Origin of the sequence: Sorangium sp. So ce887 (assembly GCF_051521455.1) — a bacterium.
In the GTDB taxonomy this organism is placed as follows: domain Bacteria; phylum Myxococcota_A; class Polyangia; order Polyangiales; family Polyangiaceae; genus Sorangium.
Genome location: NZ_CP150354.1, coordinates 3,357,078 through 3,380,426 on the forward strand (window position 1 = coordinate 3,357,078; position 23,349 = coordinate 3,380,426).

Here is a 23,349-nt window from a genome sequence, read left to right on the forward strand (position 1 = left end):
CTAGCCGCCGCCTTCCGTGGGGCTCGGCTTGTCGGTGACGCGGTAGCCGACGCCGCGCACCGTCTCGATGAGGTCGGCGTCGCCCCCGGCCTCGACGACCTTCTTCCGGAGCCCCTTCACGTGCGAGTCGATGGTCCTGTCGGTGATCGCGAACCCGTCGCCCCAGACCCGGTCGATGAGCTGCGCGCGCGTGAACACCCTGCCCGGCACGGCGAGCATGCAGGCGAGCAGATCGAACTCGACGCGGGTGAGGTCGACCTTCTGGCCGTTGACGTGCGCCCGTCGCGTGGCCTCGTCGACCATGAGCGGCAGCGGCGTGGGGGCGGCGTCGGACAGCGACGGTCGCGCGGCGCGGCGCAGGACGGCGCGCACCCGCGCGACGATCTCCCGCGGCGAGAACGGCTTGGTCACGTAGTCGTCGGCGCCGGTCTCGAGCGCGGCGACGCGGTCGGCCTCGCTGTCGCGGCTCGACAGGACGATGATCGCGGCGCGCGCGGCGCTCCGCCGCACCTGGCCGATGAGATCGAAGCCGCTGCCGTCGGGGAGCATCAGGTCGAGGATGATGAGGTCCGCCTTGTCGATCTCCCGCTCCGCGGCCGCGAGCGTGGTGGCGACCGTGGCCGCGAACCCGTCGCGGCGCAGGAAATAGGCGATGGACTCGGCGATGGCCGGCTCATCCTCGACGACCAGGACCTTGGCCATGATCGGGGAGCCTAGAACGGCGCGGCGGACGCGTCGACAGGGCTGGCCGGCGGGGCCGCGTTGTCCCATTGTTGCGTGTTTACGCGTGTTTACGCGTGATTGCGTGGGATTACGGGAGCTTACGGAGCGCTCACGGGCGCCTCGCGTTCACGGGAGCGCCGCGTTGACGAGCTCGCGCACGATGCCGAGCAGCCGGTCGTAGTGCTCGGGGGTGGGCCGCAGGCCGGCGCAGTGCACGACGAGCCCGCCGGGGCGGAGCTCGATGTGCCCCTGAAAGCCGCGGCGGGCGAGGAGCTTCCGCAGGCGCGGAGGGAACGCGGCGGCGGCCTCGCGCCGGGATGCGGCGAAGGTCGTCACGTGGGCGTCCCAGAGGGCGTCGTCGAGGACGACCCTGGCCGGCGGGGGGCTCTCGATGAAGGCGACGCGGGTCAGGAAATGCTCGCCGACGCGCATCGCGGCGCGGTGCTGGAGCGCCGGGTGCGTCGCGAAGCCGAGCAGCGATCGCTCGATCGGCTCGGCTTCGCCGTCCGCGTACCAGGGCTCGGCGATGACGGCGTGCCCGGGGTTCGCCGTCCACGTGCACGCGGAGAGGTAGGCGGAGGGGGGCGCGATCGTGTCATACGGCTCCCAGCGACGGAACCAGGCCTCGTCGGGGCGCGAGGTGAAGGCGAGGCCACGCCGGGCAGCCCACGCTGCGATGAGCTCGGATCCGAGCGAAGGTGGCATGAGCGGCGAGGTTAGTCCGTGCGACGACGCCTCGGAAGCCTCCGCCGCCACGCCGCGGCGAGCGCTCCGGCGCCGAGCGCCATCCAGGACGCCGCGCCGGCGGCGGCGCCGCTCCCGGGCACGTCGCAGGAGCACCGGCCGTGGATGCCCACCGTCGTCGAGGTCGTCTCGTCGTCGTTCTCCTCGTCGTCCAAGGGGCCTCCGGATCCTCCCTGGCCTGCCGTGACGGACGTCCCTCCAGCGTTGCCGTCCGGTCCGCCGTTGCCGCCCGCGCCACCTGTTCCGCCGCTGCCGCCGCTGCCGTCGCTGCCGCCCGCGCCGCCCGCGCCGCCGCTGCCGCCATCGCCACCCGCGCCGCCGTCGCCACCCGCGCCGCCGTCGTCCGCGCAGCGCGTGACGTGGAGGGGGCGCGTGCGCGTGCAGTCCGTCGGCGAAGCGCAGCGCGGATCGGAGAGCGCGGCCGGCGCGCCGCTGCCGCCGATCTCGCCCAGGGCCGGGTAGGCGACCTCGGTCCTCTCCCAGCGCTCGCCGGTGTGCTCCATCCGGCCGAACACCCGCTCCTGGTACGGAACCGCGCCGCCGATCGCCGGATCGTAGACGCCGCGCCCCGCGTCGTAGTTGGGGTTGTTCGGGTTGTTCACGTACGAGAGCCCGTTGTAGGCCCACACGGCGCTGTACCAGTGCTCGACGATCGCCGGTTGCCGGTCGCCGACGCAGCGCGTGGCCTTCCACTTCATCGCGAGGATGTGCGTGCCGGTGGCCGCGTTGTAGGTCGGGTCGGCGGCCACGCGGCGCGGATCGAAATCGGGGCTATCGCCGCTGCGCATGCCGCTCGTGATCTGCGACGCGCCGTAGCCGCAGTCGAACGAGATGATCGTCCGCGAGCTCGCCCCCGCCTGGTCCATGGGCCGGTCCGGCTCGCAGAACTGCTGCCACCCCGACTCCTGCATGGCGATCGCCTTCAGCAGCTCGCAGGGGAAGGCTGCGGGGATCTGCCGCGGCGCCTCCGGTTGATCGCAGCCCTGGCCCAGGTCGAAGGTCGCCGGGCCGGCGTCCCCCCAGGCCGCGGGGCCCCGCGAGACGCGGTCGAAGATGGCGTTCCACTCCGCGACCGATGGGTTGATCCCGGGCACGGCCTCGATCGCGCAGCCGCGATCGTTGTAGGCGCTCGACGCGGTGAAGCAGGGGCAGTACGCCGCGCGGGCGGCCGGCGCGACCAGCGCGGCCGCGGAGAGCGCCGCCGGGATCAGGAGCAGGCGACCCCTCACGGCTCCTCCTTCGCGGTGGTGAAGCCGGCGACGGCGATGCGCGCCCCGGACGGCGCGGGGATCGCGGCGACCTCCCCGCTCTCCACGTGGATCGCGAACGGCACGGCGAACGCGGAGGGGTTCGTGTGCAGCGCGGCCACCCACGCCGCGTCGGACGAGACGGCCTGGATGGCGTCGACGCCGGCGCCGAGCGGGCCGCGGACCGTCGCGCGGGCGCCGACCAGGAAGAGCCCGGTGGCGCGCGTGGGCGTGTACGCGAGCCCGCCGCCCGGCCAGACGTGCGGGGCGAGGCCGTTGCTCGCGCTCACCTCGAGCCGGGTGCGCTTGCCTCGTGCGAGATCGATGCGATCGATGACCCACATGCCGGGATTTGTCTCGTGCCGCTCCTGGAACACGAGCGCGCCCGTCGCCGCGTCGATCGAGAAATCGCGGGCGAACGGCGGGATCGACGGGGCGATCACGCGCGTCGTGCCGGAGTCGGGGTTGACGAGGACGATGTCGGCCGATCCGGGGGAGACGCGGTAGACGACGAGCTCGCCGTTCCACTCGCCGGCGAGGAAGGCGAGGTAGCCCGTGTGCCTGTGCGCGGTGCGCGTCGCGCCGGTGGCGAGGTCGACCTCGTCGATGGTGAGCGCGTCGACCCGCAGCCGCGCGAGGTCGCCGTCCCTCGGCGGCTCCGGGCCGGCCACGCCGCGCGAGACGAAGACGCGCCCGCCGGCGGTGACCAGCGGGCGGCTCGCGTGCACCACGCCGTCGCAGAGCGCGACGGGCTCCGCGTGCGGCTCGATGCGGAAGAGGCTCGCGTTGAACGAGCGATCGCGGGCCGGGCTCGTGTCGGCGGTCGCGACGACGATCGACGTTCGCGGCACGACGCGGGCGCGGACCACCGCGTCGCTCAGGTGCTGGATCGTGGCGAGCGCGGGGCCGGCTTGGGCGCCTCCGACGGCGGCGATGTGGAGCGTCGTCCGGGCGGCCCCCGGCGAGGTCGCGAGGATCGCGACCCTGGCGGCCGCGGAACGCGGAGCGGGCGCCGCGAGCGCCGCGGGCACGAGGAGACGACCGACCCGCGAGAGCGCGGGCGCCGGGTCCTGCCCGCCGGCGAGCACCGCCGGCCCCGCGACCGACAGCGCGGCGAGCAGCGCGCCCGGAAGCGCGGTCCTGTTCAGAGAGCACCTTGTCAGGAGCAGGCGGGCGGAGGAGCGGAGGCGCACGGTAGAAGAGTAGACGATACGCCGGCGATCGCTCGTCCGCCTGCGGTCCCTCGTTCCCCGTGCCGGCGAATCTCGCCGAGCCGGGGCAGCCGGCCGTGTCGCACCTGCGCCCGCACGGAGGCCAGCGGCTCGCCGGGAAGCCTGCTCAGAAGCGGCCGGACACGCCAAGCCCGGCCGCGCCTGGACCGGCGATCGGGGTCAGCCGGACCCCGGCGGCGGGCGCAGGCATGCCGGAGACCGGCCGGGGCTGATTGAACCCGAGCTCCCAGATGAGGCCTCCGGCGACGCCGGCAGCGCCGAGCCCGAGGAGCACGCCGCCAACGGTCGCGTGGGTGCGGCCCTGGTTGCCCTGATCGGCCGCGTCCGGCTCACAGTTGATGCGCGACGGGCAGCTGTCCTCGGCGGCGCCGATGTCCGCGAAGCCGCTCGAGGTCAGGATCCCGCCGACCAGCAGCGTGACGACGCCGGCGCCCGTCGCGACCCACGGGGCATAGCCATAGGGGGGCAGCGGCGGGGGAGGTGGCTCCACGGGGAAGCTCGGGACCGCCGAGGCGGTGGGATCCGTCGGAGGCGGCACGGCTGCCGACGCGGACGCGCTGGCGGTCGGGGTCGGCGCCGGCCGGATGGCGTTCCTGAGATTCTGGATCTTGTCCCGGATCGTCTGGGTGTCGCTCGCGTCCGGCGTGCGGGCGAGGTACGTCTCCAGCGCGGCGACCGCTTCGGCGCGGTCGCCCTTCTTCTCGTACGCGTTGGCGATGTTGATGAGCACGGGGTGCGCCGTGCAGTCGAGCTGGTAAGCGTCCTTCCAGTACTGGATGGCGCGGTCGTAGTCGGCCCGCTCGTAGAACTGCGTGGCGGCCTTGTGCGCGCCCTTGGCGCCTTCCAGGTCCGCAGGCGTGGCGGTGCGGTAGCACTCGGGGTACTCGATGGCCGGATCTCCTGCTACGGCCAACCCCGCAGCGAGGAACATCCCCGCGCCGAGACCGACCAGCCAAGTCCGAAGCACACGCATCCGAGCCGCCCTCCACGAGAAGTGGGCGCAGCATACTGATCCGTCTCGCCGGCAGCGAGAAAAAGGAATCACGGCGGACTTCGGGGCAATGCGTTCGGCCCGTCGACCGGCAGGACGGGCGGCCGAGCGAGGCGGCGGGCAGGAGCCCCGGAGCGCCCGTCGGCGCGACCACGAGGCGCGCGGTGCGCGGTGTCGAGGACGCGCACGTCGCGCGCGCGGCGGCCCACCTGGCGCATCAAGGGGCGGTCACGGCGCTTGCCCGGTTGCCGGTTCTGCTAGTCTCGCCCTGTGATGCTCCCCGAAAAGAAGCAGATCCTCGTCGTCGATGACGAGGCGAACCTCCGGCGGGTCCTCAGCGCCCAGCTCGGCCGGGATGGCTACGAGGTCCACACCGCCGAAGACGGCGAGGAAGGGCTCGCGTTCCTGAAGGAGCACCACATCGATCTGGTCATCACCGATCTCCGGATGCCCAAGGTCGACGGCATGGACCTGCTCCGGGCCGCGCTCCGCGACGACCCCTCGCGCCCCGTCGTGCTCCTCACAGCGCACGGGACCGTCGACAACGCCGTCGAGGCGCTCAAGACGGGCGCGTTCGACTACATCACGAAGCCGTTCGATCAGAACGAGGTGCGCGTCGTCGTGAAGAAGGCCCTCCGCACCCGCGATCTCGCGAGCGCGGACGCCACGCGGGACGTCTCCGCGGCGCCGCTCCGCGGGGGCTCCGACCGCTTCGGCATCATCGGTGAGAGCCCGCCGATCCAGGAGCTCTACGCGATCCTCGAGCGGGTCGCCGACACGCCGACCACGGTGCTCATCAGCGGCGAGAGCGGCACCGGGAAGGAGCTCGTCGCGCGGGCGCTGCACGAGAACTCCAGCCGGCGCGACCGGCCGTTCATCAAGGTCAACTGCGCGGCCATCCCGAAGGATCTCATGGAGTCGGAGCTCTTCGGCTACGAGCGCGGCGCCTTCACGGGCGCGGTCGGCTCCAAGCCGGGGCGCTTCGAGCTCGCCTCCGGCGGGACGCTCTTCCTCGACGAGATCGGCGAGATCCCGAACGAGATGCAGGTGAAGCTCCTGCGCGTCCTGCAGGAGAGCGAGTTCGAGCGGGTAGGGGGCATCAAGACCATCCACGTCGACGTCCGGCTCGTCGCCGCCACGAACCGCGATCTCAAGCGAGAGATCGCTGTGGGAACGTTCCGCGAAGACCTCTTCTACCGGCTCAACGTCGTCCCGATCGCGCTCCCTGCGCTGCGCGATCGGAGGAGTGACATCCCCCACCTCTGCGCCCACTTCGTCGCGAAGTTCAACGCGCGCCTCAAGAAGAGCATCGAGGGCATCGAGCCCGACGCGCTCGAGCGCCTGTCGTCGCACGCGTGGCCGGGGAACATCCGCGAGCTCGAGAACGTCGTCGAGCGCGCGCTGCTCTTCGCCGACGGCGCGCGCATCCGCCTCGACGACCTGCCGGAGGAGATCCGCAGCGGCGCCACGTCGGCGCCCGGCGCCTCGCTGCCGCTCGCGGCCGCGGCCGCGGACACCTCCCTCGCGCCGTCGACGCCCGACGGTCTGAAGGAGCAGGTCAAGGCGGCGATGAGCAAGCTGGAGCGCGACCTCATCGAGCGCGCCCTCAAGCAGACGCACGGCAACGTCACCCACGCCGCGCGGCTCCTCAAGATCTCGCGCAAGGGGCTTCAGCTCAAGATGAAGGAGCTGAACCTCCGCGAACGCGACCCCGAGTGAGCCCGTGGGCCCCGGCGAGCAGCGCTCCGTCCGCACGCCGAGGGGGAAGGCCCTCGCGGCCGCCGTGTCGCTCGCCGTCCTCTCGGCCTCTCTCGGGTGCGAGCGCGGCGGCGCTTCGCCTGGCACGGACGCGGACCTCGACGCCGCGCCGCCCTGGGACGTGGGCCAGGCCGAGCCGGAGCCGCGCCCCGGCATGGCGTGGATCCCGAAGGGCGTGCTCATCGCGGGCACGCCGCCGGACCGGCTGCCGCGCATCGCCGACGAGGAGATGGCGGGCGCGCAGGTCGTGATGCACGGCTTCTACATCGACGTCTTCTCGTACCCCAACGAGGTCGGCGCGATCCCGACCACGAACATCACGCAGGACGAGGCGCGCGCTCTCTGCGAGGCGCAGGGCAAGCGCCTCTGCACGGAGCTCGAGGTCGAGCGGGCCTGCAAGGGGCCGGCGAACACCACCTACGAGTACGGCGACGCGTACAAGGCGTCGGTGTGCGCGACCGGGCAGAGCCGGGTGCTGACGCCGAACGGGGTGAACGCAGGGTGCGCGAGCGCGTTCGGGGTGCACGATCTCCATGGCGGTGTCTGGACCTGGACCTCGAGCCAGTGGCAGCGGGACAGCGGCAAGCCGGGGCTCGTGACGCTGCGCGGGGGCAACGGGCCTTCGGGCGATCTCGTGGGGCGCTGCGCCCACGGGCGCGGCGTCAAGCCGGACACGCGCCGCCCCGAGGTCGGCGTGCGCTGCTGCGCCGGGGAGGCGAACAGCTTCGAGGTGGTGCTCGAGGTGACGCGCGATCGCCCGCTCCGGCTGGAGCCGCTCCTCGACGCGCGCGTCGCGGCGCAGCTCGCGCAGCTCGCTCCGGAGGAGGTGCGCGCCGCGGCCCAGGCCGGATCGTCCGAGGATGCGTTCGAGGTCGAGCGCATGTGGACCTGGCACCCCCGGGGAAACGAGGAGCTCGTGCTCGGCGGCGGCTGTGTGCGCCCGGGCGGCGCGAAAGAGGGGCCGCGTGGGCGCGGCAAGCGCGCGAAGCGAGCGCGGCCGGGCGACAAGGCGACGTGCGGGCTCCTCATCGCGCGGATGCACCTGAGCGCGCCCGCGCTGCTCGCGTTCGTCCCGTCGGACCTCTGGGAGCCCACGATCGGGGAGACGGACTCGCCGCGCGAGCTCCTGCTCTACGGCGGCGATGCGCTGGGCGTCTTCCGCCGTCGCATCACCTACGAGTGGGGGAAGATCGGCGTCGCCGACAAGGAGCGCAAGCGCAAGCACAAGGGCCGTCGCGGGCTCTCGTTCGACTAGGGCGACTAGGGCAGGGGGCTCCCGCTGCGCGCAGAGGCTCCTCCCCGCTCGCGGCGGGGGTGGCGCCGGCGTACGGCGACGACCACATTCCAACGGCGCGCCCTGGCGCGTGCCACATTGGCCTTGCGCCCGCGCGCCTGGAAGGGCAGCGCTAGCGGCGCGCGTCGCCGCCGCTCTGTCCGCACGCCCCCTTCGATGACCCGCCCGCACGATCCCGAACCGCGCGATGCGCCGAGCAGGCGCCCGGACGATCCCGGGCGGCGGCGCGCGGCCGTGCGGAAGGCGCTGCGCGCCGCGGTCGCGCTCGGCTGCGCGCGGCTGCGCAGCGCGCGCGGCGGGCAGCTCGGCCTCGCCATGGCGGCGCTGATCTCGCTCGGGTACGGCGTCACGGCGCTCGTGCTCCGGCTGGACGACGGGACGACGGCACTGGAGGGCCTGCTCGGGTCCGCGGCGCGTGGGCTCGCGTGGGCGGCCGCCGGCCCCATCGCCCTCGCCGCGGCGCACGATCGGCCCGCGTCGGACCGCCGCGACGGCATCGAGGCGCTCGCCGCCGCGCGGGGGATCTCGCGGGCCTCGCTCCACGGCGCGCGCAGCCTCGCCGCGATGCTGGAGATCGCGCGCGTCGTGGCGCTCCCGTTGGCCGTGCTCTCGGCGCTCGCGGCGCTCCTCTCCGGCTCGGCGCTGCTCGCCCTCCATCACCTCGCCTTCGGCGCCGCGCTCGCCCTGTTCGGCGTCGTTTCCGGCGTGACGCTCGGCGGCCTCGCCGCGGCGAGCGGCCGCATCGCCGGCGCGCGAGGGCGCGCCCTGTTCCTGGCGCTGACCCTCGTCCCCTGGGCCCTCGCCGACCTCGCCGGCGACTCGAGGTGGTCGATCCCGGGCGCGCTCGGCGCGTTCCTCTCCTTCGCGGCCCGCTCGGCCGGGGCCCCCGCCGGATGATCCCGGGCGGGCCCATCGTGGTGCTCGAGGGCGTGCGCGCGCGCGACAGCGCCGGCGAGGCGGGGCGCCCCCGGGGGAGCCTCTCCGGCGCGGCGGCGGCGCTCGGCCCGGGCGTGCACGCGGTCCTCGGCGCTCCGGAGGACGGGACGCTGGCCCTCGCCGAGGTGCTCGCCGGGCGCGCCGCGCCCCTCGCCGGCCGCGTCCTCGTGGCGGGGCGCGACCCGTTCCGGAGCGCGGCGACGCGGGCGCGGATCGGCGTGCTCTCCATCGCCCCGGAGCTGCCCGACGGCGCGTCGGTCGCCTCCTGCATGTCCGTGGCGCTCCGGGCCCGCGGCGCGCCCGCGAGCCGCGCCGCGGCGTTGCTCGATCCGCTCGGCCTCGCGCCGCTCCTCGCCCGCCGCAGGGCTTCGCTGAGCTTCGCCGAGGCCCGGGCGATCGAGCTGTCGCTCGCCCTGGGGGTGCCCCAGCCGCTCCTGCTCTGCCTCGTCGAGCCGTTCGCCGACGTCGCCGTGCCGTCGCCGGCGCCGGTCCGCGAGCGCCTGCGCGCGCTCGCGGCGGGCGGCGCCTGCGTCGTTCTCATCACGTCCTCGACGGTGGACGCGAGCGCCCTCGCGGATCGCATCCACGTGCTCGATCGCGGCGTCGTCGCCCGGACCGAGCCCGGCGACGGCGAGCGCCTCGCCGGCGCTCCGCGCTCGGCCGCGCCCGGCGCCGCGGGGTCCGAGGTCGAGCTCCACGTGCTGGTCCATGAGCGGGCGCCCGGCGCGCCCGGCGCTCGCGCGCTCGCCGCCGTGTTCGCGGGCTCTCCCGCCGTCCGCGCGGGCGCGTGGGAGCAGGGGCCGGTCGAGGCGTCCTCGACGCTGCGGATCCGGGCTGCGGACCGGGAGGCGGCGGCGCTCGCGATCCTGGATGCGGCTGCCCGGGAGGACGTCACGCTGATCGCGATCTCTTCCCCGGCCCCGTCGCTGCACGACGTGCGGGCTGCGACCGCGCTGCATCTGGCCGCCGTTCGCCCGGCCCGGTCCTTCGGCGCGCCTGTGGGTGCAGGCGCTGCGCCGCTGCCCGGCGCGCCGCCCCAGGGTCCGGTCGCCGTTGCGGCGTTCGACGTGCGGGCGCCACCCGGCCAGGAGCCGCCCGGCCCGCCGCTGCCCAGCCCGATCCTGCCCGGCGCAGCGCCCGCAGACATGCAGCCGGCGGCGCCCGGCGGCACCGCTTCTGGCGGACAGATCGGGTCCGACGCGCCGGTGACGGACGGCTCGCCGCACGCCACGGAGGCAGGACGCCAGCATGATAGGTGAGAGCGCCCCGGTCGAAGCAGCGCAGCCTGTGCCTCCTGCGGCGGGGGGCTCCGAGCGGAGGACGCCCGCGCTGGTGGGCGTCCGGCTCGGGATGGAGATGGCCCTGAGCCGCCTCCGTGCGCGGCGCCCGCTGCTGGCGCTCGGTCTCGGCGTCGCGCTCGCCGCCACGGCGGCGGTCATCGAGGTCGCTTTCGGGTCTTCCGGGGCCGTCGACCGGGCGCTGCTCGCCACGTTCCGCCTCGTCACGCCGATCACGATCTTCGCCCTCGCCGCTGACGCCGCCGATCGGACCGCGCTGCGTGACGCGGCCTGGCCGGCGGCCCGCTTCGGCGCTTCCTCCCACCATGTCGCGCTCGGCATCGCTCTGGCCACAGCCCTCACCGCCGCTCTGGTGGGCGCGTTGCTCGCCGTTGTTGTCGTCGCGGCCGCCCGGGGCCCCGGCGCTGCGCCGTTTATCCGAGACATGCTCATCAGTGGGTGGATCGGCGCGCTCACCGGCGCCGCCTACGCTGGCTGGTTCTCGCTCGGCGCGACCTTTCTCCGGCGCGGCCTCGGCCGCTTCGTGCCGCTCGCGGCCGACTTCCTGTTCGGGGGCTCGGCCGGGGTGGTCGGCGCGCTGATGCCCCGGGGCAATGCCGTGAACCTCCTCGGCGGTCCCTCGCCGCTCGGGCTCGGGCAGCCGGCGAGCGCCGGCTTGCTCGCGCTGAGCGCCGTTCTTCTCGTGCTCGCCGCGTCCGCTCGCTGCAGGGAGTAGCGTTGTGGGCCGGGGCGGCGGGGGGCGTTCGGTCCAGCTTGCCGCGACCGGCCGCTCGACTTCCTTCCCGAGCGCGAGCTCATCGGCGGTGCAAGAGGGATGGCTTCATCCGCTCGTTCACGTACTCTTCAAGGAATGACTCACGAGGACGACGACGCCACCAAGGCGATCAATACGCCTCGATCGGTCCTGCTCGTCGGCTCGGCGGAGGCGCTCGCGACGCGTTGCAGGGGGATGTGCCTGCGGGCCCGCGTCATGCTCATCGTCGAGAGCGACCTCGCGGCGCTGACGAACACGGCCGTGGAGCGGAAGCCGCTCGCGCTCCTGTTCCCCGACGACATCTACGCCTTCGACAGCGCGGAGTTCGACGCGCTGGCGCGCGACATCCAGGCCGCGGTGGTGACCCTGGAGCCCGGTGTCACGGACGAGGTCATCGAGGCGCGGCTCGCCGAGGCGCTGCTCCGCGCCGAGCTCCTCCGGCAGCCCGAGCCTCAATCGAGCCGCTACGTGCTCGTCCCTGACGGACCGCGCCGCTCCAAGCGCCGCTGATCGTGGCGGCCTCCGTCCTCCGGCTCCCCCGCATGGTGACAAGGATCCCCGCCCCGTGAACGAGCTGCACCTCGATCCTGCCGCGTCCCGTCTGACGATCCGCACTCGCGCCGTCGGGATGCTCGCGCGCCTCGCGCACGATCTCGAGATCACCGCGTCGGATCTGCGCGGCCGGGCGCGGCTCGATGGCGATGCATGGACGGCCGAGCTCGAGATCCGCGTGGCCGGCCTCTGCGTCGCGGGGGTGCTGCGCGGCGATCGCCTCGACCCGGACGCGCTCTCGGCCGGGGATCGTCGCGACATCGAGCGCCGCATCCAGGGCGAGGTGCTCCGGGGCACGGAGGTCGTGGAGGTTCGCGCCTCGGGGGTCGCGCGCGATCGCGCCGACGTGCGTGTGCAGAGCGCCTCGGGGAGCGCCGCGCTGACGGCGCGCCTGTCCTCGCGCGATCGCGGCGAGGGGGCCGTCGGGGTGACGGGGGGCTGTCAGCTCTCGCTGGCTGCGCTCGGCGTGCGCGAGGTCAAGGGGCCGCTCGGCGCCTTCAAGGTGCGGGACGAGCTCGAGGTCCTCTTCGACCTCACTCTGCGGCCGGCGGGCTAGGCGGCTCGGACGGGAGCTCGGGGGCCGCCTCGCCGCGCGAGCACGCCCCGTGGACCTGGTAGGGCTTGCCGGAGAGGCGCTTGACGAGCGAGGCCCCGCGCCAGGCGACGTACGCCTTGTTGAACCCGAGCACCTGATCGGCGGCGAAGTAGGGGTTCTTCGTCTTGCCCAGCGTGACGAGCGTGAGCACCTGCTCCGCGACGCTCACGGGGCAGCCCTCGAGCCGGATGACGCTCTCGTTCCGGGCCATCGCGAGCTTGGTCGTCACCTTCACCATCTTCGCCAGCACGTCGTCGTGCTTTGCGGTGTAGGGGTCCCGCGCGCTCCGCTCGCGGTACAGGCTGTCGATGCTGACCAGCTGATCGCCGATCTTGCCCTTGTACGTCGCGCAGTCGCCGATGAAGACCACCTTCTCGCCTGGCTTGGCGTCGATGGGGCCCTCGTAGGCGCCGAACACCACGTGCATCCGCGGCATCTTCGCGTCGCACTCCTTGTCGTACTCGCGCAGGATCTCGATCGCCTCCTCGATGGCGCCCGGGCAGCCACCCCAGCAGTAGTCGGTGTGCTCGGGCTCGGGCGGCGAGCCTGCGTAGGCGGTGATGTTGGTGCCCTCGAAGTACTTCTCGACGCGGACGAGGCCCACCTTGAACCCCTTGGCCTTCTGCTTCGCCTCCTCGAGCGTCACGTCCCCGGTGATCTCGATCTCGCCGAGGTTCATCGGGCCGAAGCCGCGCTCCGAGGCCAGGCGGATGTGCTCGACGCTCCTCGGATCGACGCCGATGATCTGGCAGCAAACCGCGTCGAACGCGACCTGGTTGTTCCCCATGATGATGAGGCCCAGGTCGAACGGCGACGGCGTGAGCATCCGGCCCTCGCCGGCGGTGATGGCGTCGATCGCGATGAACTGCGGCTGCACGATGTACTGGAGGTCGGCGACCTTCTCGTTCAGCCGGTGGTCGTGATCGATGAGCCGGTGCCGATCGTCCTGGATCCCGATGTAGTTCTTCATCGAGAAGGTCACGGTGGTCCAGGGGTGCGATTTGAACTTGGGGCAGTTCACGAAGAAGTCGGCCTTCGCGACGGGCTCCGGCGTGAACACGTAGTCGCGCAGCCGGCCCTCGTGCGTGAGCCGGATCTCGACCTGCTGCTCTTCCTCGAAGTGGTAGTGCTTGACCCCGGCCCGCCGGAACATCGGGTAGTAGCCGGCGCCCTCGTACGTCATGCGGGTCGGGAGCGTGATGCCGCACCGCTCGCCGACGGCGAGCTCGGTCACGCGCCCGTCGTCGCGATCCCTGAGCGCGCCGATCACCCCCTCGACGAACTCGGGCCGCGTATAGGCGTGCGGGAAGTGCGCGCCGGAGGCGACGACGTTCGGCTTGATGAGCGTCCGGCCCCGCGGGCGGAGCGACAGCTCCTCGAGTCCGCTGCGCACGATGCCGCGGATCTTCTCCACGTCATACGTCGAGCAACGTCGCAAAATTACACGAGGGCGCGACGTGATTTTCATAGACTGTCAGCGTAAGTGTCGCGGTGAATCACCGCAACACCCGCGGCCGGACGGCTCGCTCCGCGGTGATCAGCCCGGACGCTCGTCGACGCGAGCGCGGATCAGCCCGGACGCTCGCCGCCGACGAGCTGCGCGAGCTCGGCGCGGACGTCACGCGTCGCGTCGATGAGCCGGCCTTCGAGCTCGTAGATGCGCTCGGCCGGCGCTGGGTCGCTGGGCTCGTGGGGGGCGCGCAGGCGGCACCGGGCCACCTTCAGCCGGATCGCCGTCCCCGTCGACCGGAGCGAGCCCTCGACGCGCGCTCCCGGCGCCGACGATGCGGTCGAGCGGAGCCGCACGCGGTCGCCATCGATCTCGACGAGCTCCGCCTCGCCGCCCCTCGACCAGGTGAGGTGCGATGTCATTCCGGCCTCCGCGGGCGGGGGCGTTCCTCGCTGCGCGCCGCGCGGGGCGCCGAGCTGCGTCCGCGGTCGCCGCCGCCGCGGGCGCGCTCGATCGCCGCGCGGGCCTCGCGCGCGGCGTCCTTCTCCTTCAGGCTCTCGCGCTTGTCGACGGTCTTCTTCCCCTTCGCGAGGGCGATCTCGGCCTTCACGCGGCCGTTCTTGAAGTAGAGGCGGGTCGCGATCACGGTCATGCCCTCCCGCTCCACGCCCTTGCGGATCGCCACGATCTCGCTCTCGTGGAGCAGCAGCTTGCGCGGCCGCTTCGCCTCGTGCCCGAAGGCGGCCCCGGACATCATGGGGATGTTGACCCCCTTCAGGAACACCTCCCCGTGCTCGATGGCGCACCAGCTGTCCGTCAGCTCGGCGGCGCCCTCGCGGAGCATCTTCACCTCGCTGCCGAGCAGCACCAACCCCGCCTCGAACCGATCGTCGAGGGTGTAGTCGAACGTCGCGCGCTTGTTGCGCACGATGAGCTTCTCTCCCTCTCGTTCCTTCTCTTTACCAGCGCGGCTCACGCGGCCGCATAGCGCGCGCGCCGCCGCCTGTCCACCGCCTCACCGCGCACGGGGCCGGCGGGGGGCGCTCCGCGGCTCGCTCCGCTGCCGGCCCCGCGCGCGGTGAGGCGCCGTCGCTTGACGCCGAGCGCCGCCGCTCGTCCAATGGCTCTATCGAGCGCGACTTGCTGTCGGGCCGGAGGATTCAGTGAATCGCGGACTGCGTTTTTCCGCCTGGCTCGGAGCGATGGTGACGATCTCTGCGCTGACCCCCGCGGTCGGCTGTAGCTGCGCCGCCGATTCGATGATCGAGGCTCCCTACACCGCGAGCAGCGGCGGAACCGGCGGCGCCGGCGGTCAGGGCGCAGCCGTGAGCTCGGGCAGCGGCGGGGAGGGCGGCGGCGGCGGCGAGGGGCAGGGCGGGGCCGCGCACGCTGCGGCGGGCGCGGAGGCGAGCGAGACGGTGACCGCTGGCGAGGTCGCGAAGAGCTCGCGCTACCGGATGGTGTTCACGCTCGGCCAGCCGACGCAGAACCAGGAGGCGTCGACCTCGCCCAAGGTTCGGATGCAGGGGGGGCTCATCGGAGCCAACGGGAGCTTGCAATGAAGAGGATCTGGTGATGAGGACATCGAGGTTCGTGCGGTGCATGATGGCTTCCGCCCTTGCGGCGGTCGCGGTCGCGGGCGCAGGGACCGCGGCTGCGGCGGTGCCGGCGACCATCACCCACCAGGGCCGGCTCTTCGACGAGCGCAACGCGCCCATCAGCGAGACGCTCGATGTCGTCTTCGCCCTCTATGACGAGCGCGGCGCGTCGACCCCCATCTGGAGCGAGGTCCACTCGATCACGTTCGACGACGGCTTCTTCTCGGTGCGCCTCGGCTCGATCACCCCGTTCCAGGGCGCGATCTTCAACGGCGCCGAGCGGTACCTCGGCATCACGGTCGGCGACGACGTCGAGCTGAAGCCGCGCGCGACGGTCGCGAGCGTGCCGTACGCGCTCCTCGCCGGGAACGTGAACGGCGACATCACGCCGACCTCGATCTCGGTGAACACCGAGAGCGGCACCACGGTGCTCATCGACGGGAGCGGGGTCGCCGTGAACGGCGGTCAGGTGATCGACGAGAACGGGCAGTGGGTCGGCTCGCCGACGGGGCTTCAGGGGCCGCAAGGGGTGGATGGTCCCGCCGGGCCGGCCGGAGCGACGGGTCCGGCAGGGCCCACGGGGCCGGCGGGCGCAGCGGGAGCGCAAGGCCCGGTCGGCCCCATGGGACCGGAGGGGCCGATGGGTCCGATCGGTCTGATGGGCCTCCAAGGCCCGATAGGCCCGATGGGCCCGGAAGGTCCGATGGGCCCCGCCGGACCCCAGGGGCTCGACGGTCCGATCGGCCCCGAGGGCCCCGTCGGGCCGCAAGGACCCCGCGGCTTCACGGGCCCCGCTGGCCCGATCGGGCCACAGGGGGTGGTGCTCTCGCTGATGGTCAGCGGAGTCGGCCCGCACGTCACGCTCCCGGCTGGAAGAGCGGTCGACTTCTTCGGCCCGACGGCCCTGGTGGAGGTCTCGTCGATGAGCCAGTCGATCTACGCGACCGCACATCGGTACCTGGGAGCGGGCACCTCGCCGGCGGACAGCCTCAGCCTGTTCATGTGCTACCAGCAGGTTCATCCTCAGCCGTCCGGCCCGCCGGAGCTCGACGACATCTTGATGGTCGGCCTTGGGTTGAAAGGCGGCCGGGTCCCCGCGAGCACGCGCGTGTCCTTCGGGCTCAGCGCCGTCATCACCGGCCTCAACGCGGGCACCTACAACATCGGAATGTGCGGCATGACCTTCAGCCCGAACTGGACCAGCAACGACTACGGCTATCTCTCGCTCCTCCTCGTCAACGGCGGCTAGCCGCTGTGCTCGGCGGGCGCGCTGGCCACGCTGGGCAGAGCGGGCAGACCGGAGCGCACGAGCCTCCCGCCACTTCATCCCGAGCGCGCACCTCGACAAGACACGATAATTCAGCGGTGAAGAACGCAATGCCGCGACGCGCATCCTCTGCGCGCTGTCCACGTACGATCGTCCGCGACGATGGGTGGAAAGGGGGCTAAACACTCGCGGTTTCACGCGGAGCCCGTCCACCCCGGACGCCATCCCGCGGGGCCCACCCTTCAGCGCCTCCCATGCAATCCATCTGTCTCCGCGGCGCCCGCACGCACAACCTCCAGGGCATCGATCTCGATTTCCGGCCCGGCGAGCTCGTGGCCATCGCCGGCGTGTCCGGCGCCGGCAAATCATCGCTCGCGCTCGACACGCTCTACTCCGAAGGACAGCGCCGGTTCGTCGAGAGCTTCAGCCCGTACGCCCGCCAATTCCTCGAGCGGCTCGAGCGGCCGCCGATCGACGCGCTCGAGCCCGTGGCGGCCGGCGTCGCCGTCGACCGCCGCGCGCCGGTCAAGAGCTCGCGGTCGACCGTCGCCACGATGGCCGATCTCGAGCCGTACTTCTGCGCCCTCTTCGCGCGCGAGGCGGTGCCCGTCTGCCCGTCCTGCGAGGCGCCGGCCGCGCGGACCGATCCCGCACGCGCGGCCGAGCTCGCCGCGAGCCAGCACGAGGGCGCGACCGCGCTCGTCACCTACCCGATCCCCGTCGCGGGCACCGAGCGGTTCCTCGACGTGCGCGAGTCGCTGCTCGCCTCCGGCTACCGGCGCTTGCTCGTCCGCGGCGAGGCGCGCGACCTCGACAGCGTGGCGCCGTCCGAGGCGATGAGCGGCACCGACAAGGTCGAGGTCATCGTCGATCGCGTCCGCGTCGCCCCGCGGGAGCGCCGGCGCCTCGGCGCCGCCATCGAGGAGGCATGGAAGGGCGGTGGAGGCGACGCGTCGCTCCACCTGCAGCGCAAGGCCGAGGAGCCAGGCGGCAACGGGGCGGGGTCGACGCGGCTCCGGCTCGTGCGCGGGCTCGCCTGCCCCTCGTGCGCGCGCGCCTTCGATCCGCCGCGCCCGGGGCTGTTCTCGTACCAGTCCCCGACCGGCGCGTGCCCCTCGTGCCGCGGCTTCGGCCGCACGCTCGGCATCGATTACGACAAGGTGATCCCGGACGCGTCGAAGTCGATCGCGGGCGGCGCGATCCGTCCCTGGAACGGCCGCTCGACCACGTGGGAGCGGAAGCTGCTCCGCGCGTTCTGCGAGCGGAACAAGATCCGCACCGACCGGCCGTGGCGCGACCTCTCCGAGGCGCAGCGCGCGCTCGTGCTCGAGGGCGAGGGCACGTGGAACCAGGGGAAGTACCCCGGCGTGAAGGCCTGGTTCCGCTGGCTCGAGACGCGCACCTACAAGATGCACGTCCGCGTGCTGCTCGCGCGCTACCGCACCTACGACGTGTGCGGCGCGTGCCACGGCAAGCGGCTCGCCCCCGAGTCGCTCCTCTACCGCGTCGGCGGCCTCGATCTCGCCGCATGGCACGAGCTCGAGCTCCGCGAGGCGCGCGCGCGGCTCGAGGCCGAGCGCCCCCAGACGGGCCAGGGGGAGATGGCGCGTCGCGAGCTCATCGCGCGGCTCGGTTATCTCGAGCGCGTCGGGCTGGGCTACCTCTCGCTCGCTCGCCAGGCGCGCACGCTCTCGGGCGGCGAGGCGCAGCGCGTCGCGCTCACCGCGGCGCTCGGCACGTCGCTGACGGGCGCGCTCTTCGTGCTCGACGAGCCGACCGTCGGCCTGCACCCGACGGACATCCCGCCGCTCGTCGCGGCCATGCGCGAGCTCGCCGACTGCGGCAACGCCGTGCTCGTCATCGAGCACGAGCCCCTCGTCATCCGCGCGAGCGATCGCGTCGTCGAGCTGGGCCCCGGCGCGGGCAAGCAGGGCGGGCGCGTCACCTTCGACGGCCCGCCGGAGGGGCTCGACGCGCGCAGCCCGCTGCCCTCGGCGCGCGCGGAGCGCCGGGCGCCGAGCGGGAAGATCGCGATCCACGGCGCGCGCGAGAACAACCTGCGCGACGTGACGGTCGACGTTCCGCTGGGCGTCGTCGTGGCGATCACGGGGCCGAGCGGCTCGGGCAAGAGCACGCTGGTGAGCGACGTGCTCTACCGGCACGTCGCGAGGGCGCGCGGCTACAAGGACGTCGAGGCGCCCGGCCTGTACAGGCGCATCGAGGGCACCGCCGACATCCGCACCGTCACGCTCGTCGATCAGGCGCCGCTCGGGCGCACCTCGCGGGGCAACCCCGCGACCTACACCGGCGCGTGGAACCGCATCCGCGCGCTCTTCGCCGAGCGGCCCGAGGCGGCGGCGCGGGATCTCGGGCCCGGTCACTTCTCGTTCAACGTCGCGCTCGGGCGCTGCGAGGCGTGCGCCGGCGAGGGGAGCGAGACGATCGAGATGCAGTTCCTGGCCGACGTCTCGCTGACCTGCCCGACCTGCAAGGGCAAGCGGTTCCGCGACGAGGTGCTCGAGGTGAAGCTCGACGGCCGCTCGGTCGCCGACGTGCTCGATCTCTCGATCGACGAGGCGTTCGCGGCCTTCGAGCGGGAGCCCGCGGTCCGGCGGGCGCTCGCGCCGCTCAAGCAGCTCGGCCTCGGCTATCTCACGCTCGGCCAGCCGCTCTCGACGCTCTCCGGCGGCGAGGCGCAGCGGCTCAAGATCGCGCGCGCTCTCGGCGAGCCCTGCGCGGGCGCGCTCTTCCTCCTCGACGAGCCGAGCGCCGGCCTGCACCCGGAGGAGGTGAAGCACCTGAACGCCTCCCTCTCCGTGCTCGTGGCCGAGGGGGCCTCCGTGATCGTCGTCGATCACGACCTCGACGTCATCGCGGCGGCCGACTGGGTCATCGATCTCGGGCCGGGCGCGGGCAGCGAGGGCGGGCGCGTCGTCGCGGAGGGGACGCCCGAGGAGGTGGCCAGGACGGCGACGCGGACCGGCGGCGCGCTGGCCGAGTGGTTCGCGCTGCGGGGCGATGGCCCCGCGCGAAGGCCGAGGCGCGGCGCGTCGGCCGCCACGAAGCCCGGAAAACGTGGCGGCAACGGCGCAGCGCGCGCGTCGCTCGACCGGGGGCGGATCGAGGTGGAGGGCGCCCGCGAGCACAACCTGGCCGATGTCTCGACCGTGATCCCGCACGGCCAGATCGTCGTCGTCACCGGCCCGAGCGGCTCCGGCAAGAGCACGCTCGCGTTCGACGTGGTCTTCGCCGAGGGCCAGCGGCGCTTCCTCGAGACCTTGACCCCCTACGCGCGCCAGTTCCTCCCCACGCTGCCGCGACCGGACGTCGACCGCGTCACCGGCGTACCCCCGTCGATCGCGCTCGAGCAGCGCACCACGCGCTCCGGCGCCAACTCCACCGTCGCGACCGTGACCGAGATCGCGCACTACCTGCGGCTGCTCTACGCCAAGGTCGGCGAAGCGCGTTGCCCGGACTGCGACGTCCCCATCGAGGCGCGCTCGCCGGACGAGGTCTACCGCTCACTGCTCGCGACGCGCGGCGCGCGGACGCTGCTCGCCCCCGCCGTCGTGGCGCGCAAGGGGACGTACCTCGACGTCTTCACGGCCGCCGCCCGCGCCGGCATCACCCGCGCGCTCGCCGACGGCGAGCCGTGCGCGACCGACAGCCCTCCCCGCCTCGACAAGCGCCGCGAGCATTCGATCGACCTCGTGATCTACGAGGGGCGCATGTCCGCCCTCGATCGCGCGCTCTTCGATCGCGCCCTCTCGTTCGGGCGGGGCGCGGTGAAGCTCGCCGGCGGCCGCGGCGGCGAGCAGCTGCTCTCCACCACGCGCACCTGCCCGCGCTGCGGCGTCGGCGTCCCGGAGCTCGATCCCCGCTGGTTCTCGTTCAACACGAAGCAGGGCCGCTGCGCGTCGTGCGAGGGGACGGGCGCCTCGGACTTCGACGACGACGCGCTCGCGACGCCCGATCCGTGCGAGGACTGCGGCGGCTCGCGCCTGGCGCCGATCCCCCGGGCTGTCCGGCTCGCCGGCGAGCGTTACCACCAGGCGTCGGGCCGATCGGTCGCGGCCGCCGCCGTCTGGGCGAGGAGCCTGCGCTTCACGGGCGATCGCGCGCTGATCGCCGAGGCGCCGCACAGGGAGCTCTGCCGCCGGCTCGACTTCGTCTGCGAGGTGGGCCTCGGCTACCTCACGCTCGATCGGCGCGCGTCCACCCTCTCGGGCGGCGAGATGCAGCGCCTGCGGCTCGCGGCGCAGCTCGGAAGCGGCCTCACCGGGGCGCTGTACGTGCTCGACGAGCCGACCATCGGCCTCCACCCGCGCGACACCGAGCGGCTGCTGGACAACCTGCGGCGGCTCGCCAGCATGGGGAGCACCGTGCTCATGGTGGAGCACGACGCCGACACGATTCGCGCCGCGGATCACCTGATCGACCTCGGCCCCTCGGGCGGTCGCAAGGGCGGCAGGATCGTCGCCGCGGGGCCGTCGCGCGAGGTGCTCGCGAACCCCGACTCCCCGACCGCTCGCGCGCTCGCCGGTGAGGACGCGCTGCTCAGCGCGCGCCCGGCGCGCCCGCCGGTGCGTGAGCACATCGAGCTCCTCGGCGCCCGCGCGCACAACCTCCAGGGGGACGCGCTCCGGATCCCTGCGGGCCGGATGACGGTGGTCGCCGGCGTGTCCGGCTCCGGCAAGAGCACGCTGATCCAGAAGGTGCTCTACCCTGCCGCGCGCCGCGCGTTGAAGCTCGAGGCGCCCGAGCCGGGCCCGCACAAGGCGCTGCGGCTGCCGAAGGGCATCCTGCGAGCGGTGGCCGTCGACCAGTCGCCCATCGGCCGGACGCCGCGCTCGATCCCGGCGACGTTCCTGGGCGTCTGGGACGAGGTCCGCAAGCTCTACGCCGCCTGTCCCGACGCGCAGGTGCGCGGCTACGGCCCGGCGCGCTTCTCCTTCAACACGGCCGCGGGCGGGCGGTGCCCCACGTGCGAGGGGCAGGGCGTCATCGCGCACGAGATGTCGTTCTTACCCGACGTGACCACCCCGTGCGAGGCGTGCGGCGGCGCGCGCTTCGAGCCGGCGACGCTCGACGTGCGGTACCTCGGCCTGTCCGCCGGCGACGTCCTGGACCTCACGGCCGAGGAGGCGGTCGAGGTCTTCGCGGCCCACCCGCGGATCCGCGCTCCTCTCTCGACCATGTGCGATCTCGGCGTGGGTTACCTCCACATCGGTCAGGGCTCGCACACGCTCTCGGGCGGCGAGGCCCAGCGGCTCAAGCTCGCGGCGGAGCTGACGGCCGGCGCGCGGCCCAAGCCGACGCTCTACGTGCTCGACGAGCCCACGACCGGCCTGCACCTGGCGGACGTGGCGCGCCTGATCCGCGTGCTCGATCGCCTGGTCGAGCGCGGCGACACGCTGGTGATCATCGAGCACCACCCGGCGGTCATCGCGTGCGCGGATCACGTGGTCGAGCTGGGCCCGGAGGGCGGCGCGGGCGGTGGGCGCATCGTGGCCGAGGGCACCCCGCGCGAGGTGGCCCGTCAGGCGACGGCGACGGGCGAGGTGCTCAAGAGGATCTTCGCGAAGGCGACCTGATCGGGCGCGCCGGCTCGGGCCGGCGCGTCGCCTCGCGGATCGCGGCTCAGCCGTCGGAGCGCTTCGCGTACCTGTACGCGGTGTAGGCGGCGATCAGGTGGCAGATCCAGCCGAGCCAGCCGCCCGTGCCGATCCACAGGCCGGGGGTGACGATCAGCCAGAAGATGCAGCGCAGGAACGCGCCGTTGTAGAGCTGCCCAACGCCCGGAATAAAGAACGACAGAACTGCGGCGATCCCGGATTTGCTCATGAGGTCGGAAGCTGATCACCCTGACCGCCTTGTCAAGCGGACTCGAGCGGAAGCCTCGGATCGCGCCCGCCGCGCCGTGGCCGGCGGCGCGGCGGACCGCGCAGATCAGCTCAATTCCGACCGGGCAGGATGATCTTCCGCCGGCCCGTCGAGGACCCGGAAGGGGTGGGCGGCGGGGTCGTCGCGGCGGGCGCCGTCGGGGTCGTCGCGGCGGGCGCCGTCGGGGTCGTCGGCGGAGCCGTCGACGGGACCGTCGGCGTGGTGGTGGGGTTCGTCGGCTTGGGCTGCGCCCGCGGAGGCGGCTTCGGGGCCGCCACGGGGACCGGCTCCGGCGGGGGCGGCTCGGGCGTCGTGGTCGCGGGCGGCGGCGGCGCCGGATCGCCGGCGACCGACGCCGGCGCTGGCGGCGCGTCGATCGGCGACAACGCCGTCACGTCCTCGGACGAGCTTCCGCTGCGCATCACGAAGAACGCGGTCGTGAGGCCGCCGATGACCACGAACGCGCCTAGCCCGATCAGCGCGAGCGTCGGGCCGGAGCTCTTGGGGCGAGACCGCGAGGGGACCGGTGCCGAGTACAGCCCGCCGCCGCTACCCGGCAGCGCGGGAGCGCCGCCGGCGTGAAACCCCGGCGCGCCGGCTGCCCCGGGCCCGCCCGGCGCTCCGAACGGCGAGCCGCCGTAGGGAGGCTGGGGCGGCTGCCCGTAGGCGCCCCCTGCTCCGGGAGGGCCTCCGTAGTTCGCCGTTGCGCCGGGGCCGTAGGGCCCGGGCGTGCCCGCCGGCGGCGCGCCGTACGCGCCCGCCGGGGATCCGTAAGGGGCCGGCGCGCCGGGCGGGGGCGCGCTGTTGCTCCCGCCCTCGACGATCGTTCGCGGGACGGCTGCGCCCGCGGCCCCTGGATCGTGCGGCGCGGCGCCGGGCGGCACGGGGAAGGCGCCCTGAGGCGAGTTGAGCCCTGCGAGCGGAGGCTCGCCGGGCACAGTCTTGCCAGGGCCGTACATGCCGCTCGGGGGCGCAGGCCATCCGGGCGGCGGACCGCTATTCTGGTTGCTCATCGAGATCGCATCTT

Annotated in this window: 20 protein-coding genes; 10 read left to right on the forward strand and 10 right to left on the reverse strand. The window is 73.7% G+C overall.

Features of this window, described 5'->3' with window-relative positions; genetic code table 11:
- From WMF36_RS12740 to WMF36_RS12760, 5 genes are all read right to left on the reverse strand, one after another.
- On the reverse strand, window positions 1–702 hold the full coding sequence (locus WMF36_RS12740; protein ID WP_437579866.1) for a response regulator: 702 nt from the start codon (window positions 700–702) through the stop codon (window positions 1–3).
- A 147-nt stretch (window positions 703–849) separates the two neighbouring features.
- Entirely contained in the window at window positions 850–1,428 is a 579-nt protein-coding gene (locus tag WMF36_RS12745) for a hypothetical protein (protein ID WP_437579867.1), read from the reverse strand.
- An 11-nt stretch (window positions 1,429–1,439) separates the two neighbouring features.
- Window positions 1,440–2,696: a hypothetical protein gene (locus WMF36_RS12750; RefSeq protein ID WP_437579868.1), complete on the reverse strand. Its 1,257-nt coding sequence runs from the start codon at window positions 2,694–2,696 to the stop codon at window positions 1,440–1,442.
- Complete coding sequence (locus WMF36_RS12755) at window positions 2,693–3,907, reverse strand: hypothetical protein (RefSeq protein WP_437579869.1); 1,215 nt, start codon at window positions 3,905–3,907, stop codon at window positions 2,693–2,695. The genes WMF36_RS12750 and WMF36_RS12755 overlap by 4 nt, the downstream gene beginning before the upstream one ends.
- A gap of 145 nt (window positions 3,908–4,052) precedes the next feature.
- Complete coding sequence (locus tag WMF36_RS12760; RefSeq protein ID WP_437579870.1) at window positions 4,053–4,859, reverse strand: tetratricopeptide repeat protein; 807 nt, start codon at window positions 4,857–4,859, stop codon at window positions 4,053–4,055.
- 351 nt (window positions 4,860–5,210) lie between these two features.
- Between WMF36_RS12760 and WMF36_RS12765 the strand changes: the two genes are divergently transcribed.
- From WMF36_RS12765 to WMF36_RS12795, 7 genes are all read left to right on the forward strand, one after another.
- Window positions 5,211–6,656, forward strand: coding sequence for a sigma-54-dependent transcriptional regulator (locus WMF36_RS12765; protein ID WP_437581899.1), 1,446 nt, complete (start codon window positions 5,211–5,213; stop codon window positions 6,654–6,656).
- Between the two features lie 4 nt (window positions 6,657–6,660).
- On the forward strand, window positions 6,661–7,950 hold the full coding sequence (locus WMF36_RS12770; protein ID WP_437579871.1) for a formylglycine-generating enzyme family protein: 1,290 nt from the start codon (window positions 6,661–6,663) through the stop codon (window positions 7,948–7,950).
- A 195-nt stretch (window positions 7,951–8,145) separates the two neighbouring features.
- Window positions 8,146–8,886, forward strand: coding sequence for a hypothetical protein (locus WMF36_RS12775; RefSeq protein WP_437579872.1), 741 nt, complete (start codon window positions 8,146–8,148; stop codon window positions 8,884–8,886).
- Entirely contained in the window at window positions 8,883–10,184 is a 1,302-nt protein-coding gene (locus tag WMF36_RS12780) for an ABC transporter ATP-binding protein (RefSeq protein WP_437579873.1), read from the forward strand. The genes WMF36_RS12775 and WMF36_RS12780 overlap by 4 nt, the downstream gene beginning before the upstream one ends.
- The gene (locus WMF36_RS12785) at window positions 10,174–10,938 is read left to right on the forward strand and encodes a hypothetical protein (protein WP_437579874.1); all 765 of its coding nucleotides are present in this window, start codon (window positions 10,174–10,176) and stop codon (window positions 10,936–10,938) included. Before WMF36_RS12780 ends, WMF36_RS12785 begins: the two co-directional genes overlap by 11 nt.
- 135 nt (window positions 10,939–11,073) lie before the next feature.
- Window positions 11,074–11,487 carry a hypothetical protein gene (locus tag WMF36_RS12790; RefSeq protein WP_437579875.1) on the forward strand — a complete coding sequence of 138 codons (414 nt, stop codon included), beginning with the start codon at window positions 11,074–11,076 and terminating at the stop codon, window positions 11,485–11,487.
- 55 nt (window positions 11,488–11,542) lie between these two features.
- A complete protein-coding gene (locus tag WMF36_RS12795; RefSeq protein WP_437579876.1) occupies window positions 11,543–12,085 on the forward strand; it encodes a hypothetical protein in 543 nt (180 codons plus the stop codon).
- Here WMF36_RS12795 and WMF36_RS12800 read toward each other — a convergent pair.
- The 3 genes from WMF36_RS12800 to smpB form a co-directional block, all read right to left on the reverse strand.
- Window positions 12,063–13,538, reverse strand: a complete 1,476-nt coding sequence (locus WMF36_RS12800; protein ID WP_437579877.1) for a DUF362 domain-containing protein — start codon at window positions 13,536–13,538, stop codon at window positions 12,063–12,065. The two genes, WMF36_RS12795 and WMF36_RS12800, sit on opposite strands and share 23 nt — an antisense overlap.
- Before the next feature lie 155 nt (window positions 13,539–13,693).
- Window positions 13,694–13,996 (reverse strand): hypothetical protein, encoded by a 303-nt coding sequence (locus WMF36_RS12805; RefSeq protein ID WP_437579878.1) that lies wholly within the window; start codon window positions 13,994–13,996, stop codon window positions 13,694–13,696.
- Window positions 13,993–14,550, reverse strand: coding sequence for an SsrA-binding protein SmpB (smpB, locus tag WMF36_RS12810; RefSeq protein ID WP_437579879.1), 558 nt, complete (start codon window positions 14,548–14,550; stop codon window positions 13,993–13,995). Before smpB ends, WMF36_RS12805 begins: the two co-directional genes overlap by 4 nt.
- Window positions 14,551–14,776: 226 nt before the next feature.
- Between smpB and WMF36_RS12815 the strand changes: the two genes are divergently transcribed.
- From WMF36_RS12815 to uvrA, 3 genes are all read left to right on the forward strand, one after another.
- A complete protein-coding gene (locus tag WMF36_RS12815) occupies window positions 14,777–15,136 on the forward strand; it encodes a hypothetical protein (RefSeq protein WP_437579880.1) in 360 nt (119 codons plus the stop codon).
- A gap of 13 nt (window positions 15,137–15,149) precedes the next feature.
- The gene (locus tag WMF36_RS12820) at window positions 15,150–16,421 is read left to right on the forward strand and encodes a collagen-like protein (RefSeq protein WP_437579881.1); all 1,272 of its coding nucleotides are present in this window, start codon (window positions 15,150–15,152) and stop codon (window positions 16,419–16,421) included.
- A gap of 272 nt (window positions 16,422–16,693) precedes the next feature.
- Window positions 16,694–22,033: an excinuclease ABC subunit UvrA gene (gene uvrA / locus WMF36_RS12825; RefSeq protein ID WP_437579882.1), complete on the forward strand. Its 5,340-nt coding sequence runs from the start codon at window positions 16,694–16,696 to the stop codon at window positions 22,031–22,033.
- Between the two features lie 46 nt (window positions 22,034–22,079).
- On the opposite strand, the gene WMF36_RS12830 is transcribed toward uvrA, so the two are convergent.
- A complete protein-coding gene (locus tag WMF36_RS12830; protein ID WP_437579883.1) occupies window positions 22,080–22,283 on the reverse strand; it encodes a hypothetical protein in 204 nt (67 codons plus the stop codon).
- 110 nt (window positions 22,284–22,393) lie between these two features.
- Window positions 22,394–23,335, reverse strand: coding sequence for a hypothetical protein (locus WMF36_RS12835; protein WP_437579884.1), 942 nt, complete (start codon window positions 23,333–23,335; stop codon window positions 22,394–22,396).
- Window positions 23,336–23,349 lie beyond the last annotated feature (14 nt).

Bases quoted from the DNA above. Each gene is read 5' to 3' on its own strand.
- uvrA (WP_437579882.1), top strand. From the start codon at position 16,694: ATGCAATCCATCTGTCTCCGCGGCGCCCGCACGCACAACCTCCAGGGC.
- WMF36_RS12740 (WP_437579866.1), bottom strand. From the start codon at position 702: ATGGCCAAGGTCCTGGTCGTCGAGGATGAGCCGGCCATCGCCGAGTCC.
- WMF36_RS12820 (WP_437579881.1), top strand. From the start codon at position 15,150: ATGAGGACATCGAGGTTCGTGCGGTGCATGATGGCTTCCGCCCTTGCG.
- WMF36_RS12830 (WP_437579883.1), bottom strand. From the start codon at position 22,283: ATGAGCAAATCCGGGATCGCCGCAGTTCTGTCGTTCTTTATTCCGGGC.
- WMF36_RS12835 (WP_437579884.1), bottom strand. From the start codon at position 23,335: ATGAGCAACCAGAATAGCGGTCCGCCGCCCGGATGGCCTGCGCCCCCG.
- WMF36_RS12745 (WP_437579867.1), bottom strand. From the start codon at position 1,428: ATGCCACCTTCGCTCGGATCCGAGCTCATCGCAGCGTGGGCTGCCCGG.
- WMF36_RS12785 (WP_437579874.1), top strand. From the start codon at position 10,174: ATGATAGGTGAGAGCGCCCCGGTCGAAGCAGCGCAGCCTGTGCCTCCT.
- WMF36_RS12765 (WP_437581899.1), top strand. From the start codon at position 5,211: ATGCTCCCCGAAAAGAAGCAGATCCTCGTCGTCGATGACGAGGCGAAC.
- WMF36_RS12815 (WP_437579880.1), top strand. From the start codon at position 14,777: ATGGTGACGATCTCTGCGCTGACCCCCGCGGTCGGCTGTAGCTGCGCC.
- WMF36_RS12775 (WP_437579872.1), top strand. From the start codon at position 8,146: ATGACCCGCCCGCACGATCCCGAACCGCGCGATGCGCCGAGCAGGCGC.
- WMF36_RS12790 (WP_437579875.1), top strand. From the start codon at position 11,074: ATGACTCACGAGGACGACGACGCCACCAAGGCGATCAATACGCCTCGA.
- WMF36_RS12805 (WP_437579878.1), bottom strand. From the start codon at position 13,996: ATGACATCGCACCTCACCTGGTCGAGGGGCGGCGAGGCGGAGCTCGTC.
- WMF36_RS12780 (WP_437579873.1), top strand. From the start codon at position 8,883: ATGATCCCGGGCGGGCCCATCGTGGTGCTCGAGGGCGTGCGCGCGCGC.